Genomic DNA, 17522 nt, shown 5'->3' with positions numbered 1-17522 from the left:
GGAGGCTTTCCGTATGACGCGTGAGATCAGAGTGCAGGGCACTGTCGCCGACGGCTACGAGGCCGTGCGCGACGAGTTCACCGCCGTCCTCGCCGCCGAGGACCCCCACTACGCAGGGCAGTTGGCCGCGTACGTCAAGGGACGCAAGGTCGTCGACCTGTGGGTGGGGCCCGACACCGACGGCGACACGCTGTACGGGGTGTACTCGTCCACGAAGGGCGCGGCGCACCTCGTCGTCGCCCTGCTCGTCCAGGACGGCACGCTCGACCTGGACCGCGAAGTGGCGCACTACTGGCCGGAGTTCGCCGCCGGGGGCAAGGGCGCCGCGACGCTGCGAGAACTGCTCGCGCACCGGGTGGGCGTCGTGGGCGCCGACTCCGGTTTCACCCCCGAGGAGCTCGCCGACGACCGGGCGATCGCCGAGCGCCTGGCCGCGCAGCGCCCGTACTGGCGGCCCGGCACCGCCTTCGGCTACCACGCCCTGTCCATCGGGGCGCTCACCGGCGAGGTGGTGTTCCGCGTCACCGGCCGGACCCTGCGGGAACTGTACGAGGAGCGGGTGCGCGCCCCGCACGGCCTGGACTTCTTCATAGGGCTGCCCGAGGAGCACGAGGGGCGGTTCCGCTCCGTCCTGCCGATGGACCCGACGCCCGAGCAGCGGGCGCTCCTCGCGTCGCTGCCGACCGGCCCGCAGAACCTGGCCGCCATCGCCTTCAACCGCAACGCGGCGGAGCCCACCGACATCGAGGCACTGCCCAACTCCCGTGCGGTGCGCGCCAAGGGGCCCGCGTCGGCCGGCGGCGTGGCGTCCGCGCGCGGCCTCGCGGGGATGTACGCGGCGGCGGTCACCGGCATCGAAGGGGGCGAACCGCTCCTGACGGCGGACACCGTCGCCGAGTTCGGGCAGGTCCAGTCGGTGGGGTACGACCTGGTGGCGCGGGCGCACAAGGTCTTCGCGGTCGGCTTCCAGGCTCCCTCGGAGGTCTGGTACCCGTTCCTGGGCGCCGGCTCCATCGGGCACAGCGGCGTGGGCGGCTCGCAGGCGTTCGCCGACCCGCGCAGCGGCCTCGCGTACGGGTACACGCGGCGGCGGTTCGCGTTCCCGGGCGGCCCGGCGGCGGAGAACGAGCGTCTCGCGCGGGTGGTGCACGGGGCGGCGCTGGCAGTGGGCTGAGCGACGGATGGCCTCCGTGTACGACGGAGGGCTACGAAGGAGGGCTACGACGGAGGGCCGCACCCCTGGTTCGGGTGCGGCCCTCCGGCGTACGGACGAGCGGAGAGGTCCCGGTCAGGCGACCGAGAGCTCGACCTTGATGTTGCCGCGCGTGGCGTTCGAGTAGGGGCACACCTGGTGCGCCTTCTCGACCAGGGACTGCGCGGTGGCCGCGTCCACGTTCGGGATGGAGGCGGTGATCGCGACCTCCAGGCCGAAGCCGCCGGCCTCGTTCTGGCCGATGCCGACCTTGGCGGTCACGGTCGAGCCGGAGATGTCGGCGTTCTCCTTGCGGGCGACCACGCCGAGGGCGCCCTGGAAGCAGGCGCTGTAGCCGGCGGCGAAGAGCTGCTCGGGGTTGGTGCCCGCGCCGCTGCCGCCCATCTCCTTCGGCGGGTTCACGACGACGTCGAGCTTGCCGTCGTCGCTGGCGACGCGGCCGTCGCGGCCGTTCTCCGCGGTGGCTACGGCGGTGTACTTGACGTCGATCTTCTGGATGGACATACCTGCTCATTCCTCCTGAGACGAGACGTGGCGCGCGCCCACGACCACGGTTTCTGGAATCAGGTTATCGGATGCCGGAAATCATGCGAGGGAGACGATCATCTTTCCGGTGTTCTCGCCGCGGAGCATGCCGAGGAACGCGTCCACGCCGTTCTCCACGCCCTCGACGACCGTCTCGCGGTACTTGAGCTCGCCGGAGCGGATCCAGGCGCCGACCTCGCGGACGAACTCCGGCTGCAGCGCGGTGTGGTCCTGGACGAGCATGCCCGTCAGACGCAGGCGCTTGCCGATGACCAGGGCGAGGTTGCGGGGGGCCGGGGTCGGCTCGGTGTCGTTGTAGCCCGCGATCATGCCGCAGATCGTGACCCGGCCGTGCACGTTGAGGCGGCTGATGGCGGCCTCCAGGTGCTCGCCGCCGACGTTGTCGAAGTAGACGTCGATGCCGTCGGGGGCGGCCTCCTTGAGCTGCTCGGCGACCGGCTTGTCGTCCTTGTAGTTGAAGGCGGCGTCGAAGCCGTACTCCTCGACGAGCAGCTTCACCTTGTCGTCCGAGCCGGCCGAGCCGATGACGCGCGAGGCGCCCTTGAGCTTGGCGATCTGGCCGACCTGGCCGCCGACGGCGCCGGCCGCGCCGGAGACGAAGACGGCGTCGCCCTCCTTGAAGGAGGCCACCTCGAGGAGGCCCGCGTACGCGGTCAGGCCCGTCATGCCGAGGACGCCGAGGTAGGCGGAGAGGGGGGCGGCGTCGGGGTCGACCTTGGTGGCGTGCTGGGCGGGCACGGAGGCGTATTCGCGCCAGCCGGCGAAGTGCAGGACGTGGTCGCCGACCGCGAAGCCGTCGGCGTTCGACGCGACGACCTCGCCGACCGCGCCGCCCTCCATGGGCTTGTCGAGCTGGAACGGCGGGACGTACGACTTCACGTCGTTCATCCGGCCCCGCATGTACGGGTCCACCGAGAAGTGGAGGTTGCGGACGAGGACGCGGCCCTCGGCGGGGGCCTCGACGGGGACCTCGCGCAGCGCGAAGTCCTCCGGGACCGGCCAGCCGGAGGGGCGCCGCACGAGGTGCCATTCGCGGCTGACGGAGGGGAGCTGGTCGGGGGTGACGGACATGAGGGCGTCCTCCTATTGCGTGCTATTTGCGAGCTATTGCGTGGCAGAACGGGTGACGGGGTGGGGGGAGAAATACTTGAGGTTGTTAAACAACCATGCTCCTGAATATTTCATGATGTCAAGTAAGTGGGTAGCGTGGGGGTCATGGCCACGAATGCTCCTGACCCTCGCGTCCCCCGTGCCGACCCGCTGACACTCGAAGTCGTCGAGCTCATCGGCACGGTTGTGGCTCGCTATCACGAGGAGTACGAGGAGGCGGCCGCCGAGCATGCGCTGACCGGGGCGCAGGCGCGGGTCCTCGGGCTGCTCTCCCTCGAACCTATGCCCATGCGGCGCATCGCGCAGAAGCTGAAGTGTGAGCCGTCGAACATCACGGGGATCGTGGACCGGCTGGAGGCGCGGGGGCTTGTGGAGCGGCGGGGGGACGCCGGTGACCGGCGGGTGAAGCTGGTGGCGCCGACGGGGGCGGGGTTGGAGGTCGCCCGTCGCCTACGGGGGGCTCTGCGCTTTGCGCGGGAGCCGTTGGCGGAGTTGTCTCCTGCGGAGCGGGGGGTTTTGCGGGGGTTGTTGCGGAGGATGGTGGGGGAGGGGGAGGGGTGAGTGTTTCGGGGGCGGGTGGTGTGTCGGGTGCGGGTCTGATGTGGCTGGTCGCGCAGTTCCCCGCGCCCCTTAAAGGGCCCGTCTGTCCCGTGCGGGTCCGATGTGGTTGCTCGCGCCGTTCCCCGCGCCCCTTAAGAGGCCGTCTGTCCCGTGCGGGTCCGATGTGGTTGCTCGCGCCGTTCCCCGCGCCCCTTAAAGGGCCCGTCTGTCCCGTGCGGGTCTGATGTGGTTGCTCGCGCCGTTCCCCGCGCCCCTTAAGAGGCCGTCTGTCCCGTGCGGGTCTGATGTGGTTGCTCGCGCCGTTCCCCGCGCCCCTTAAGAGGCCGTCTGTCCCGTGCGGGTTCGATGGGGTTGGTCGCGCCGTTCTCCGCGCCCCTTGAGGGGCGCGTGCGTTTTGTTTTTTGTGGCCCTGGGTGGTGTTGCTACGTACACCACCAGAGGAAGCGGTCGCAGGTTTTGGTGGGGGTTGGGGTGGGGGGCGTTGGTTTTGGGGTGGGGGGCGTGGGGGTGGCGTTCGGGGGTGTGGGGGGTGGCTGTGTTGAGGGGGGTGTCTGCTCGGGGGCTGTTCCCGTTCCGTTCTCTGCTTCCGGGGCCTTCGTCCCTTCCGCCTTGGTGGTTTCCCGTCGCTCCTCGGCCTCGTCTTCCTTTCGGTTCTTGTTGGCGGCCTTGTCGGGCCGGTGCTTCGCGTTCGGCGACTCCGGCCTGGAGGGGGGCTTCGATGTGGCCGCCGCGTCCTCTGCCGTCGTGCCGGCGCCCGGCGCCGTGGTCTCCGTCGGGGACGGGGCGGATACCGTCGCCGGGTCCTCCTTGGCCAGTTCGGCGAGGCTCAGGCCGCCTGCCGCGAGGGCGAGGCCCGCGGTGATGAACAGGATCTTGCGGCGCCGGCGTCGGTGGGACCTTCGGCCGCGGGCACGGGAGCGGGAGCGGGAGCGCGAGGGTGACGCCTCGTGGGGGGTGTGGGGGCCGGTCGGTTCCGCGTGCGGCGCGGGGACGGACTGCGCAGAGTCCCGGCGCGCTTCGGCCGGGGCTCCGCACCCCGGGCAGGCGAGGGCGCCATTGAGGTGCCTGCGGCACGGGTGGCAGTAGTCCATGAGGCATGGAGGCTAGGCGCCACGCCGGTAACAGTGGAAGCGGGGGCTGTGAAAGTTGTGTGCGGAATCGAAAAGTCCGGTGGGTTCGACGGCGTGGCGCAGGCGCGTCATGCCCTGCCCAGCAGGCCTCTGAGACGCCGCGCCCGCAGCACCAGCTCCAGTTCGAATCGGCGGTCCGGGTCGTCCACCTCGTCGCCCCAGAGTTCCCTTATCTGGCGGAGGCGGTAACGGACCGTCTGCGGGTGGACCCCCAGGCGGGCCGCCACCTCGGGGGCGCCGCCGCGGGTTTCCAGCCATGCCAGGAGGGTTTCGGCGAGGCGGCGGCCGTGGGCCGGACCGCAGTGTTCCAGGGGGGCGAGACAGCGGCGGGCCAGGTCCTCGATCAGCTCCTCGGGCTGGAGCAGCACCAGCGCCTCGGTGTGCTCCGTGCAGTGCAGGACCTCACCGGAGGGCAACAGTCCGCGCTCCATGAGACGTACCGCCGCCTCCGCCCAGCGCAGCGACTTCGCGGCGTCGGCCAGGGCGACGGGCGGGCCGATGGCGCCGGACCAGCCGGTCATGGCGCGGCGCAGCAGCTCGGGCCGCCCCGCCGCTTCGGGGTCGGGCACCACCATGCGGGGCTGCTCGGCCTCCATGTCGAGCAGGACGCCCTCGCCGACGGCGGGCGCGACGGCCTCCCGCGCGGGGCGCAACAGGACGCCCACGGCGACGCGTTCGGGCAGCTGCCAGCCGACGCGGGCGGCGCGCTCGCCGAGGGCGTTGCCGAGGGCCGACGTCCTGCCGGAAGCGGAGGCCTTGCCGCCGGATGGCGGGCCCACGCCCGCCCCGGGTCCGTGTCCGGCCCCCGTGATGCTGTCGGAGCGCCGCTCGGAGAGCAGCAGCTCCATCAACTTGCGTTGCAGACGCAGGCGTTCGCCGGCCTCGCGGGCCGCCGCCTCCGCGTATCCGCGTACGGACTGGTCGACCAGGCCGTCCAGGTACTCGAAGCCCGACTCGGCGAGTTCGTACATGGCGGGCGGCGGGATCTCTATCTGCTGGCCGATCTCGGCGAGGCGGCGCCAGGCCAGTCGTACGCCCAGGCGGTAGATCGCCTGGAGCGAGTCGAGGCTGCGGCCGTGCAGGCCCTCGCCTCGGCCGAACTCCTGGAAGACCTCCAGGTGGTAGCGGGGCCTGCCCTCCTGGGACGCCAACTGCTGGACGAAGCCCTCCAGGGCGCGGCGGATGCCGATCAGTGCCATCGGCTCGCCGGAGTCGTCGAGGACGACGGGCAGGCCGGGGTACTCGGCGCGGATCTCGCGCAGGATGTCCTGGGCGAGCGCGGGCACCTCCTCCAGGGCGAGCGCGGCGAACTGCCGTACCTGCCGGGGCGGTACGTCACGCCAGGCGGAGCGGTGCGGGGAGGGGGGCGGGGGCGCGCCCTCCGCAGCCCGGTCGTGCGGAGCCCGCCCGTCCGGAGCCCGGTCGTGCGGACTCCGGTCGTGCGGACTCCGACCCTCCGGACTCCGAACCTCCGGAGCCCGACCCTCCGGGAACCCGGCGTCAGCCGTCCGGCCCTCCGCAGCCCGACCCTCCGGGAACCCGGCGTCAGCCGTCCGGCCGTCCGGAGCCCGGCCCTCCGGGAACCCGACGTCGGCCGTCCGGTCGTCCGGAGTCCGACCCTCCGGAGTCCGGTCGTCCGGGAACCCGGCGTCGGCCGTCCGACCCTCCGGAGCCCGGCCCTCCGGAAAGCCTGCGTCGGCCATCCGGCCATCCGGGAAGCTGTCGGCGGCCGTCCGGTCGCCGGACGGCTGTGCGCTGGTCGCGGCCACGGTCGCTCACTGCCCCCGCGCCGGGGTCTCGTAATGCACGAGCGGCGTGTTGGGCTGATCCGGTGTGGCGTCGAGGAGCGCGACGATGCCGAGCGCCGCGCCCACGGCGAGGAGCGCCCCGGCGGCGACGGTGAGTGAAGCGGAAAGCAGTCGGTGCATTGCGAGGGTCAGCCTCTCTGTCGGAGGTCGTCCCCACCCCGGGGCGCGCAGGCACTCGGCCGCCGGCAAGCTCCGGCCACAAAGTCCTGGTCGCACAGCCCGTGCCGGCCCCGTCCGGCAAGTGCTCAGTCTCTGCAATGCATTGACACTTCGTCAAGGGTGGGCCTACGTTCCCGGCCCATACGGCTCAGTAACACTTCTCCCGCCTCAGCCCAGGAGTGACCTATGCGCCGCACCGCCTCACCTCTGTCGCTGATCCTTCTCGGGCTCGGCGCGTTTCTTCTGGTCCTCGCGCCGATGCTGGCCTGGTACGTGGAGCCCCGAGCGAAACGCACGCCCGTGGACATCGACACCATCACGGTCTTCAAGGGCAAAGGAAGCTATTTCGACACCAAGAAGATCAAGACCGTCCACGACAAGAACCTCACGATCACCCGGCAGGTCCGCGGCGACGTCGCCGACAGCGAGGAGAGCGGAAGGGCCGTCTGGGACGTGGTGACCTCCGTCGATCCGGACAAGTCGCTGCCCGCCGCCAGCCCGCACGACTCGCTCCAGTGGACCCAGGAACGCTGGGTCACCGACCGGAGGACGAACAAGCCGGTGCACTGCTGCGACGAGGAGCCGTACTTCGAGGGCGAGGCCTATCTGAAGTTCCCCTTCGACGTCGAGAAGCGGTCCTACCGCTGGTGGGACAACACCTTGGGCGCGACCGTGCCGCTCACGTACAAGGGCACGAAGAAGATCCAGGGGTACGAGGGGTACCGCTTCACGGCCACTGTGAAGGCCACCAAGACGGGCACGCGCCAGGTGCCGGGGCGGATGGTCGGTCAGCCGAGGAAGAGCCAGGTCATCGCGGACGAGTACTACGCCAACCACGGCATCGAGCTCGTCGCGGACCGGCGCACCGGCCGGATCATCTACGCCGCCATCGGGCCCCGCAAGACGCTGCGGGCGCCGGGCTCGGACAAGGACGCGACGGTGCTGCTCGACAGCGAGCGGATCGCGTTCACGCCGGCCACGCAGAAGGCTCAGGTGAAGCTCGCCGACGACGACAGCAGTCGTCTTGAACTGGTCGGTGAGACGCTTCCGCTCGGTGCGGGCGTGCTGGGCGGGGTACTCGCGGTGGCGGGTGTCGTGCTCGTCGCGCGTGGGCGGCACGACGACGGGGCGAACGGCCCCGGACGGCACGGCGGTTCGGCGGAGCCCGGGAGTCCGAATCCGGACACGTCACCGACCGCCCTGCAGCCCAGCACGATGTGATGAAGCGTCAGCCCTTGAAAGCGCAAAAATTGTCACTTCGGTGAGTAGCCGCGAGGTACGGGGCGGCGAAAACTATCCACCCCCACCCACGCACAGCCCCGCACCACCCCGGCACCACCCCCGCAGCACTCCCCCATGACCCAGCAGGACCGTTCCGCCGACCGGACCCCCCACAGTTCCGCACCCTGAGACGAGTTGGAGCACGCATGCCCCAGCACGTACCGTCCTCGCTGCGCGCGGCCGCCCCACGCCGCGCGGAGCGCCTTCCGGCGCCTCCCCCACAACCGCGCCGGATCGTCTTCCTCGCCCACCGCGACCTCGGCAATCCGGCCGCGGGGGGCTCCGAACTCCTCGTCGACCGGCTCGCCGACGGGCTCAGCGGCCTCGGCCACCAGGTGACCCTGTTGTGCGGCGGGCCCGCCGCGTACCGCGACTACCGCGTGGTGTCCGCGGGCAGCGACCTGGGCCACTTCGTCCGGGCGCGCTCCGCGTTCACCCGGCAGGTCGGCGACTGCGACCTGCTCGTCGAGGTCTGCAACGGCATGCCGTACCTGGCGCCGCTGTGGCACCGCGGGCCCACCCTGTGCCTGGTCAACCACGTCCACACCGATCTGTGGGGGATGCGCTTCCAGGGCGCCCTCGCCCCCGCGGCGCGGCTCGGCCGCAAGCTCGAGCACTGGGCGCTGTCCGGCGCGCAGCGCGGCAATCTCCTCGTGGCGGTGTCGCCGTCGACGGCGACGGCGCTGCGGGCGATCGGCGTCGAGCGCGAGCGCATCCGCATCGTGCACAACGGCGTCGAGGAACCCGGGCCGCTGCACCCCCGCTCCGACGAGCCGTTGTTCCTCGCGATGGGGCGGCTCGTCGAGTACAAGCGCATCGATCTCCTGCTGCGGCTCTGGGAGCGGGTCAGACCCGTCACGGGCGGCCGTCTCGTGATCGTGGGCGACGGCCCCGAGCGGGGTCGGCTCGAACAACTCGCTGGCCCCGGCGTCGAGTTCAGGGGACATGTGTCCGAGGCGGAGAAGCACCGGCTGCTCTGCGAGGCGTGGCTGCTGCTGCATCCGTCGGCCGTGGAGGGCTGGGGTCTCGTCATCACCGAGGCGGCGACCCGCTTCACGCCGTCGATCGGCTTCGACGTGCCGGGGGTGCGCGACTCCGTCGAGGACGGCGTGACCGGGCTCCTCGCCCGCGGCGAGAGCTCCTTCGCCGCCGCCTGGTGCACCCTCGCCCTCAGCGCCGAGCGCCGCAGATCCCTCGGCAAGGCCGCCGGCGAGCGCGCCGCGCAGTTCCGCTGGGGCAACACGGTGCGGCAGTTCCAGGCGGTGGCGGCCGAGGCGGTCGCCGCCCACCACGCGGCCGGAATACCCCAGGGGTCTGCGTGAAGGACCCCTCGCTGCGCCGTTCCGCCACCCTCTTCCGGGCCTTCCTGCGCGAGCAGCAGGAACCCGAGCGGTGCTACACCCTCCTCGCCCGGGACGCCGCCGACCAGGTCGAGGCGTACGTACCGGTGAAGGACCGCGTCGTCGTCGACATCGGCGGTGGGGGCGGTTACTTCACCGAGGAGTTCCGGCGGCGCGGCGCGCAGTGCTTCCTCTTCGAGCCGGATCCGGCCGAGTTGGGGGCCAAGCCGCCCGAGGGTTCGGTGGTGGCAGACGGCTATCTGCTGCCGCTGGCGGACGGCGTCGCCGACGTCACGTTCTCCTCGAACGTCCTGGAGCACGTCGACGATCCGCAGACGTTCCTGAGCGAGATGGTCCGGGTCACCAGGCCCGGCGGTCTGATCTACGTCTCGTTCACCAACTGGCTCTCCCCGTGGGGCGGGCACGAGTGGGCGCCCTGGCACTATCTGGGCGCCGACCGGGCCCGCGCCCGCTATGAACGGCGTACCGGCAAGGCCGCGAAGCACACGCTCGGCGAGAACCTCTTCGCCCACCACGTCGGCACGACCCTGCGCGAGGTGCGGGGCCGCGACGACGTGGCCGTCGTATCGGCGCGTTCGCGCTACTGGCCGTTCCTGGCCGGGGCGATCACCAAGGTGCCGGGTGTGCGCGAGATCGCGACCTGGAATCTCCTTCTCATTCTCAGGCGGTGTCCATGACCACGGTCCAGGCCCCACCCCCGGCGGCCGTAAGACCCACGACCGATGCCCCTGAACCCTCGCGGGGGCCGCGCTCGCGGCGCTGGCTCCTCGGGTTCTGGGCCGTGGTGTTCGTGCTGTTCCTCGCGGTGAAACCCGGGCGGATGACGTTCGACACCAAGCTCGGTGTCGCCGTCGACCCCTGGCAGTTCCTCTCCGACCTCGGCCAGCTCTGGCACGACCGGGGCGGCTTCGGCGGCATCCAGGACCAGTACGTCGGCTATGTCTTCCCGATGCTGCCGTTCTACGGCCTGGCCGACCTGGTGCAGCTGCCGGTGTGGCTGGCCGAGCGGCTGTGGCTGTCGCTGATCGTGACGGCGGCGTTCTGGGGTGCGCTGCGGCTCGCCGAGCGCCTCGGCGTCGGCAGCCGTCCCAGCCGGCTGCTGGGCGCGGCGGTGTACGCGCTGTGGCCGACGTTCACCGTGGTGGTGGGGTCGACGTCGGCGGCCGCGCTGCCCGGCGCGGTGCTGCCGTGGGTGCTGCTCCCGCTCGCCGACGAGCGGATCAGCGCGCGCCTCGCCGCGTGCCGGTCGGCGCTGATCATCCCGTTCATGGGCGGTGTGAACGCGGCGGCGACGCTCGCCTCGCTGCTGCCGGTGGGCCTCTATCTCCTGTCCAGACCGAACGGCCCCCGTAAGAGAAAACTGATCACCTGGTGGGTGCCGGGCGTCATCCTGGCCACCGCCTGGTGGGTCGTGCCGCTCCTGATGCTCGGCATCTACGGCGAGAACTTCCTTCCCTACGTGGAGAATTCGGCCACCACGACGGGCACCATGTCGGCGACCGAGACGCTGCGCGGCGCCGGGAACTGGGTCGCGTACCTGCACTTCGGCGAGGCATGGCTGCCCGCGGGGTGGACGGTGGCGACGGCCGTCGTGACAATCGTCTGCTCGGCGCTTGCCGCGGCGCTCGGCCTCGCGGGCCTGGCGCGGCGCGATCTGCCGGAGCGGCGCTGGCTGGTCCTGACGGTCCTGTCCGTCGCCCTGGTCACGCTCGCCGGGTACGGCGGCGCGTTCGGGGCGCCCTTCCACGACACCGTCCAGTCGTGGCTGAACGGCGGTCTCGTGCCGTTCCGCAACATCTACAAGTTCCAGACGGGTCTGGCGCTCGCGCTGGTCTTCGGGCTGATGCACCTGGTGGGCGTGGCCTCCCAGGCGCGGGGCGCGCGGCCGGTGCGGGGGCGGCGTTTCGCGCCGCTGATCGCCGCGGCCCTGGTGCTGCCCGGTCTGGCCTGGCCGTACGTCAACGGCTCGATCCTGCAGCCCGGTTCGTTCCAGAAGCTGCCGACGTACTGGCAGGCGACGGCCGACTGGCTGGAGAAGTACTCCCCCGACTCCCGTGCCCTCGTCGTCCCCGCGACCGCGCACGGCATCTACACCTGGGGCTCGCCCATCGACCAGCCCCTGGACGTGCTCGCCGACTCGCGGTGGGCGCAGCGCGACTACGTGCCGTTCGGCACGCCGGGCAACCGCCGCGCGATGGACGCGGTCGAGCAGGCACTGATGACCGGCGGCGAAGTGCCGGGCCTGCGGGACTACTTGACGCGTGCCGGTCTCTACTACGTCGTCGTACGCAACGACCTCGACCCCGACCAGGTCGGCCACGTCCCGTCCGCGACGGTGAAGCGGACCCTGGAGGAGTCGGGCTTCAGCCGGGTCACGGGCCTCGGTCCGACGACGACCGGCGGGAAGATCGAGGACGACACCCCCATCCAGGTCGAGGGGCTCTATCCGCGCCAGCGCGCGGTCGAGATCTACGCCCCCGGCAAGGGCGCCGAGCGCCCCGGCCAGGCGGGCCTGAAGCCGGTGTCCAACACGGCGGTCGTCAGCGGCGGCCCCGAGTCCCTGCTGCCGCTCTCCGCCGACCCGTCGATGCGGGACCGCCCGGCCGTCCTGACCGGCGACAACCACCCGGGCATCGGGGCGCCCGGCCTGCAGGCGGTCGGTGACGGCCTGCGCCGCGCCGACACCCGCTTCGGCCTCGTCAACTCCAACACCTCCTACACGTACGGCCGCGACGAGCGGAACGCGGTCGACGCCGCGCAGGACCCCGGCAAGAAGCCGCACCAGATCCTGCCGACCAAGGGCATCGAGCACCAGACGACGGCGGAGCTGCGCGGCGCCAGGTCGGTCTCCGCGTCCAGCTACGGCAACTGGCTCTTCCACCTGCCGCAGTACGACCCGGTGAACGCGTTCGACGGGAACCCGGCCACGGCCTGGGCCGAGGGCGGCTCGGGGTCGGCGGACGGCGAGTGGATCAGGGCCGAGTTCAACTCGAAGGTCGCGGTCCCCTCCTCCTTCCGCGTCACGCCGCTGCCGCAGGACGGCGCGCGGTCGGCGCCCACCCGGGTGCGCGTGGAGACGGAGCGGGGCAGCGTCACCAGCGACCTCCGGCCGGACGGCACGGCCCAGCGGATCAAGGCCCGCCCTGGCACCACCGACTGGATCAAGATCACGATCGTGGACACCGAGGAGGCGCGCCCCGGCCTGGCCGGCGCGGGCTTCGCGGAGATCAGCATCCCCGACGTGCGCGTCACCAAGCTCCTCCAGCTCCCCACGGACGCGGAGAAGTCCACCGACGCCAGGGCGTCGACGTACTCCATGCACCGCTCGTCGGACCCGAGCGCCCTGTCCCCGGTGAACGCCGAGGCCGGTCTGCACCGCCGCTTCACGACGACGGGCGAGGGCGCGTACGAGTTCAAGGCGAGCGCGGTCGCCGTGCCGGGCGCCGAACTGGACGAGCTGCTGTACAAGGTGGCGCCGGAGCAGGAGCGGCAGATCATCGCGACGGCGGACTCCACGGCGCGGCTCGGCAACGGTCTGTCGCCGCGCAACCTCACCGACGGCGACCTGACGACGGGCTGGATCGCGGGCTCCGCGAACCGTCCCGTGATCCACCTCAAGTGGCCGGGTAAGCAGGCGGTGGGCGAGATCGTGCTGCCCGCCGCGGGCGGTCTCTCCACCCGCCCGGTGAAGATCGAGATCAGCTCGCCGGACGGCGCGGCGACCGCGGGCGTGGACGAGCACGGCAACGCCCGCTTCACCCCGATCACCACCGACGAGATGGACATCACCATCACGGAGACCGCGCCGCTCACGGTCCACAACCCCATGGCGGACGACGACCTCCAGCTGCCCGTGGGCCTCACCGAGGTGTACGTCCCCGCGCTCGACGAGTACCGCACCAAGCAGCCCGACCCGGCGGACCGCTTCTCGCTGCCCTGCGGCCAGGGTCCGACGATGTCGATCGACGGCGAGCTGTACGAGACGAGCGCCAAGGGCAGGGTCCGTGACCTCACCGAACGGCGTCCGGTCGACATCACGCTCTGCCAGGAGGGCGAGAAGTCCTCGGCCGTCCGGCTCGGCGCGGGCGCGCACAGCCTGGAGACGGGGGACGCGGGCCCGCTGGCCGTCATGGACGCGTCGCTGACCCACGGCACGCCGGGCGAGGTCGACACGGCCACCCGCGACCTGAAGATCAAGGACTGGCTCGGCGACCGCCGCGAGGTGACGGTCGGCTCGGGAGCGGCCTCGTACCTCACGACGTACGAGAACGTGAACGACGGCTGGAAGGCGACCCTCAACGGCAAGGAGCTCACCTCGGTGCGGCTCGACGGCTGGCAGCAGGGCTGGCTGGTGCCGAACGGCGAGGGCGGCACGGTCAAGCTGACCTACGAGCCGTCGCAGATCTACGAGATCGGGCTGATCCTGGCCGGCGTCGGCGTCCTCGCCCTGGCGGGCCTCGTCCTGGTCCTCTCGCGGCGCCGCGACACCGACCCGGACGCCCCGGCCGGCCCGCCGCCCGCCCCCGGCGTCATCCTCGGCACGGTGGCGCTCACGCTGGTGGCCGTCGTGATCGCAGGGCCGTTCGCCCTGCTCGTCCCGGCGCTCGCGCTCCTCGCCTGGTGGCGTCACGCGCTCCTGGTGCCGGTCGCGTTCCTGGCGATGGCGGCCGCGGGCATCGCGGCGGCGACGGGAGCCGGCGAGACCCTCTCGGCGGACGAGGGAGCGTTCGGCCCGGTGGCCCAACTCTTCGCTCTCATCGCGCTGTTCGCCGCGCTGGTGACGGTACGGCAGACACGGCACCGCACCACGGATACGTTGGAGTACGGCCCGGTCCCGCCCTACCCGCCCGCGCCGGGGCCCGCCCCCGCGACGCCCCCGCTGCCCCGCCGCACGCGGGGCGGCCCGGACACCGCACCGGAAGCGCCCCGGCACGACGCGGGCCCGACCGTCTCGGCCCGCGGGCCGGCGGCGGCCCAGCCGGAGCCCGCACCGCCGGGCCGCAGGGCGATGCGTCTCGCGCGCCGCGGGCGGAAGTCCACGACAGGAGAAGGCACCCAGCGATGACCGCACTGGAACATCCGGCACGGCGCGCGGACGGCCCCGGGCGGCCGCCTGCGCGCGTGCCGTTCCCCGTCGTCGACGAGGTCTCCCGGCACTGCCTCCAGGAGGAGGAGCCGGAGACCGTGCACATCGAGGTGCACCTGCCGGGCACCCCGGACCAGGACCGCCTCAGGACCGCGTTCGCCGAGGCCCTGCGCCGCCACCCCCGCATCCTGATGCGGGAGGCGCGGGGCCCCTGGTACCGCCGCCGCTACGAGTGGGAGCTGACGGCGGACCCGGACGTGGAGGTCGTGACGTTCCCGCCCGCCGAACCGGACGCCCTCAAACGCGCCCGCGAGCGCGCCCTGGCCGAGGCGCCCCCGCTGACGTCCTCGCCGCCGATCCGCCTGGAGGTGGTGAAGCCGCACCCAGCGGAGGGCGCACCGGAGACCGAGGACCGGGGTTCCGTCCTCTTCCTCACCATCAACCACACCGCCCTCGACGGCCCGGCCTGCCTGCGCGTCCTGGCGACGGCCGCGGAGCTCTACGGCGGCCGGGACAACTCCCCGGCGGCCCCGCCGTCCCGTGCGCCCGCCGGACCACAGGCGGTACAGGAACAGCTGCCGGCCGACGCCCCGTCGGCCCTGTCGCCCCCGGCCCGGGTCGCGAAGGGCTCGCCCGAGCCCTCCCCCGGCAACGGCATGCTCGTCGCGGAGCTCCCGGTGCCGCGCCGGCCCAAGGGCTCGCCGTTCACCGTGAACGACCAGCTCATGGTCGCCACCGCGCTGATGATCGCCCACTGGAACCGCGAACACGGCGCCCGGCCCCGCCCCTTCCGCATCACGATGCCCGTCGACGACCGCCCCCGCGACGCCACCATGCCGATCGGCAACGGCACCCGTCTCGTCGAAGTCCCCTTCGGCGCCGCCGAGTTGGCCTCGCGCGACTGGACCCCGGAGGCCACCCGCGACCTGCTGCGCCGCACCTCCGAACGCACCCGCGCCCTCAAGGCCCTGCCCCGCCCCCAACTGGGCCGCGGCGCGGCGCTCCTGACCGCACCCGTCCTGCCCGTCACCCTCAGGGCCGCCGCCACCCGCAGGCTGCGCAGGGCCGCCGCGCCCTGGACGTCGACGACGCTCCTCAGCAACATCGGCCGCGTCCCGTACGCCCTGGACTTCGGCGACGCGGGCCGCGCGCACGCCGTGTGGTTCTCCGCGCCGGCCCGGCTGCCCCGCGGCCTCACCGTGACGACGGCCTCGACGGCGGGCCGGCTGCACCTCGCCCTGCGCTGGTCGAAGACGCTGCTCAGCCACGGCGACGGCGCCCACCTGCGCGACCTCTTCGAGCACTACCTCCACGCGACGGAGCACACCGAGCCCGGCGGACCCGCCGCGAAGAAGAAGGAGGGGCCCAAGTGACCACCACGACCACCCAACGCCCCGCAGAACTGCGGGACTTCTACGAGAACCCGGCCGTCCCCGTCGCGTCCGGCGACGCCCGCAGCCTCCGCCAGGCCCGTATCCTCGCCGCCGCGCTCGGCCCCGCCACCGCCCGCACCGCCACGGTCCTCGACATCGGCTGCGGGGACGGCACGGCCGCGGCGACCGCGGCACCGCTCCTCGCGGGACACCGCGTCATCGGCGTGGACTGGTCGCAGGACGCCCTGAAGCGCGCCCACGCCCGGCTCCCGTACGTCGTGCGCGGTGAACTCTCCGACGGCGGGCTGCCGTTCGCCGACGGGGCCGCCGACGCCGTGCTGTTCAGCGAGGTCGTCGAACACCTCGTCGACCCGGACAGCGCCCTCGACGAGCTGCGCAGGGTGCTGCGACCAGGAGGGCACCTGATGCTCTCCACCCCCAACCTCGCCGCCTGGTACAACCGCGGCCTGCTCCTCGCCGGGGTGCAGCCCGTCTTCTCCGAGGTCAGCCTGCGCGCCATCCACGGCCGCCCCGGCAAGGAGGTCGTGGGGCACCTGCGGCTGTACACGGCCCGCGCCCTGCGCGAGTTCGTCGCGGCCGCCGGCTTCGAGGTCGTACGCCTGTCCGGCGCCCCCTTCCACGGCGTACCGCGCCCGCTGCGCGCCCTGGACCGCCTCGCCTGCGCCGTGCCGAGCGCCGCCTCGATCCTCCTGCTGCACGCCCGAAAGGCCTGACCATGTGGTGGGGCGTGGCCGCGGCACTGATCGCGAACCTGCTCTACAGCACCGGCTTCGTCCTGGAGAAGCGGGCGCTGACGGCCATGCCGTCGGTCAGCGTCCGCAAACCCGCCCAGCTGCTGCGGCAGGTGCTCGGCAGCTGGCTGTGGATCGGCGGCTCGCTGTCCCTCGCGGCGGGCTTCGCCGCCCAGCTGGCCGTCTACCGCACCCTGCCGATCGCCGCCGCCCAGGGCATCTTCGTGTCGGGCCTGGTCCTCCTGCTGCTGCTCTCGTCCGTCCTGCTCGGCGAGCGGACCTCGGGTCGCGAGCGGTACGCGGTCGCCGGGATCCTGCTCGCCCTGCTCATGGTGGTGCTCTCCCTCAGCGAGGACAGCGACACGGTCGGCCGCGACGCGCCCGTGGCGCTCATCCTCACGGTGTGCCTGCCGTCGCTCGCGGCGGGCGTCTGGCTGTACGGCTCCGCGGAGCGCCGCGCCAGGCACCGGCACCGCATGCCGACGGCGGGCGTCGAGTACGGCGTCGCCGTGGGCCTGCTGTACGGCGTGAGCTCACTGGCGATCAAGGGCGTGTCGAGCCATCTGACGACGGAGGACATCGGCGGCGCGCTCGGCGACCTGCTGCGCTCGCCCTACCCCTACCTGCTGCTGTTCACCGGCGCGTTCGGCCTGGTCATGTCGCAGGCCGCCCTGCAGCGCTGCCGGGCGTCACTGATCGTCCCGGTGTGCACGACGGTGACGTCCCTGTTCACCGCGGTGCTCGGCACGCTCGCCTTCGGTGAGGCGCTGCCGCACGAACCGGTGCGCCTGACGCTGCGGATCGCGGGCACCGTCCTCGCCGTGTCCGTGCTCATCGCCATGCCGAAGCACGACGGCACCACTCCCCGACCCTCGACCGCTCCCAAGGAGTTGACCAGCGGATGAACCCCGACGACCCGCTGCTGAAGATCCTCGCCTGCCCGCTCGACAAGGGCCCGCTGCACCTGCTGTCCGCCGAGGAGCCCCTCGTACCGGAGGAGTCGCTGTACAACCCGCGGCTGCGCCGCCGCTACCCCGTCGTCGACGGCATACCGCAGCTGCTGCCCTCCTCCGGCGAGCAGGTCCCGGAAGACGCGCACGAACAGCTGCTCAAACGGATGTCCCCATGACGAGAGGGTGCCC

The 17522-nt window shown here is 72.5% G+C and carries 15 protein-coding genes; 10 read left to right on the top strand and 5 right to left on the bottom strand.

The window, feature by feature from the left end; translation table 11 throughout:
* Positions 1-13: 13 nt before the first annotated feature.
* A complete protein-coding gene (locus ACZ56E_RS17780; protein ID WP_471215075.1) occupies positions 14-1174 on the top strand; it encodes a serine hydrolase domain-containing protein in 1161 nt (386 codons plus the stop codon).
* 114 nt (positions 1175-1288) lie between these two features.
* Here the strand turns inward: ACZ56E_RS17780 and ACZ56E_RS17775 are convergent, their stop codons facing one another.
* Both ACZ56E_RS17775 and ACZ56E_RS17770 read right to left on the bottom strand, forming a co-directional pair.
* Positions 1289-1717: an organic hydroperoxide resistance protein gene (locus tag ACZ56E_RS17775; RefSeq protein ID WP_384263452.1), complete on the bottom strand. Its 429-nt coding sequence runs from the start codon at positions 1715-1717 to the stop codon at positions 1289-1291.
* A gap of 81 nt (positions 1718-1798) precedes the next feature.
* Complete coding sequence (locus ACZ56E_RS17770; RefSeq protein WP_468600694.1) at positions 1799-2830, bottom strand: NADP-dependent oxidoreductase; 1032 nt, start codon at positions 2828-2830, stop codon at positions 1799-1801.
* A gap of 144 nt (positions 2831-2974) precedes the next feature.
* Between ACZ56E_RS17770 and ACZ56E_RS17765 the strand changes: the two genes are divergently transcribed.
* Positions 2975-3430 carry a MarR family winged helix-turn-helix transcriptional regulator gene (locus tag ACZ56E_RS17765; protein WP_471215072.1) on the top strand — a complete coding sequence of 152 codons (456 nt, stop codon included), beginning with the start codon at positions 2975-2977 and terminating at the stop codon, positions 3428-3430.
* A gap of 422 nt (positions 3431-3852) precedes the next feature.
* Here the strand turns inward: ACZ56E_RS17765 and ACZ56E_RS17760 are convergent, their stop codons facing one another.
* From ACZ56E_RS17760 to ACZ56E_RS17750, 3 genes are all read right to left on the bottom strand, one after another.
* Complete coding sequence (locus tag ACZ56E_RS17760; protein WP_471215071.1) at positions 3853-4521, bottom strand: SCO2400 family protein; 669 nt, start codon at positions 4519-4521, stop codon at positions 3853-3855.
* 107 nt (positions 4522-4628) lie between these two features.
* Positions 4629-6329 carry a PucR-like N-terminal domain-containing protein gene (locus tag ACZ56E_RS17755; RefSeq protein WP_471215070.1) on the bottom strand — a complete coding sequence of 567 codons (1701 nt, stop codon included), beginning with the start codon at positions 6327-6329 and terminating at the stop codon, positions 4629-4631.
* A gap of 6 nt (positions 6330-6335) precedes the next feature.
* A complete protein-coding gene (locus tag ACZ56E_RS17750) occupies positions 6336-6488 on the bottom strand; it encodes a hypothetical protein (RefSeq protein ID WP_471215069.1) in 153 nt (50 codons plus the stop codon).
* Positions 6489-6713: 225 nt separating this feature from the next.
* On the opposite strand from ACZ56E_RS17750, the gene pgfA reads away from it, so the two are divergent.
* The 8 genes from pgfA to ACZ56E_RS17710 all read left to right on the top strand — a co-directional run bounded on the left by pgfA (position 6714) and on the right by ACZ56E_RS17710 (position 17509).
* Positions 6714-7748: a cell envelope lipid trafficking protein PgfA gene (pgfA, locus tag ACZ56E_RS17745; RefSeq protein WP_471215068.1), complete on the top strand. Its 1035-nt coding sequence runs from the start codon at positions 6714-6716 to the stop codon at positions 7746-7748.
* A 206-nt stretch (positions 7749-7954) separates the two neighbouring features.
* Entirely contained in the window at positions 7955-9130 is a 1176-nt protein-coding gene (locus ACZ56E_RS17740; protein WP_471215066.1) for a glycosyltransferase family 4 protein, read from the top strand.
* Positions 9127-9846, top strand: a complete 720-nt coding sequence (locus ACZ56E_RS17735; protein ID WP_398297401.1) for a class I SAM-dependent methyltransferase — start codon at positions 9127-9129, stop codon at positions 9844-9846. Before ACZ56E_RS17740 ends, ACZ56E_RS17735 begins: the two co-directional genes overlap by 4 nt.
* Positions 9843-14234: an alpha-(1->3)-arabinofuranosyltransferase gene (locus tag ACZ56E_RS17730; RefSeq protein WP_471215065.1), complete on the top strand. Its 4392-nt coding sequence runs from the start codon at positions 9843-9845 to the stop codon at positions 14232-14234. Before ACZ56E_RS17735 ends, ACZ56E_RS17730 begins: the two co-directional genes overlap by 4 nt.
* Complete coding sequence (locus tag ACZ56E_RS17725; RefSeq protein WP_471215063.1) at positions 14231-15628, top strand: condensation protein; 1398 nt, start codon at positions 14231-14233, stop codon at positions 15626-15628. The genes ACZ56E_RS17730 and ACZ56E_RS17725 overlap by 4 nt, the downstream gene beginning before the upstream one ends.
* Positions 15625-16362 carry a class I SAM-dependent methyltransferase gene (locus ACZ56E_RS17720; protein WP_471215061.1) on the top strand — a complete coding sequence of 246 codons (738 nt, stop codon included), beginning with the start codon at positions 15625-15627 and terminating at the stop codon, positions 16360-16362. Before ACZ56E_RS17725 ends, ACZ56E_RS17720 begins: the two co-directional genes overlap by 4 nt.
* A gap of 14 nt (positions 16363-16376) precedes the next feature.
* Positions 16377-17285, top strand: a complete 909-nt coding sequence (locus tag ACZ56E_RS17715; RefSeq protein WP_471215059.1) for a DMT family protein — start codon at positions 16377-16379, stop codon at positions 17283-17285.
* A complete protein-coding gene (locus ACZ56E_RS17710; protein WP_365355986.1) occupies positions 17282-17509 on the top strand; it encodes a Trm112 family protein in 228 nt (75 codons plus the stop codon). The genes ACZ56E_RS17715 and ACZ56E_RS17710 overlap by 4 nt, the downstream gene beginning before the upstream one ends.
* The last annotated feature ends 13 nt before the right edge of the window (positions 17510-17522 follow it).

It is taken from the genome of Streptomyces sp. NPDC039480 (assembly GCF_055597165.1).
The sequence above is the reverse complement of the archived record's forward strand: the minus strand, read 5'-3'. Positions and strand labels throughout refer to the sequence as shown.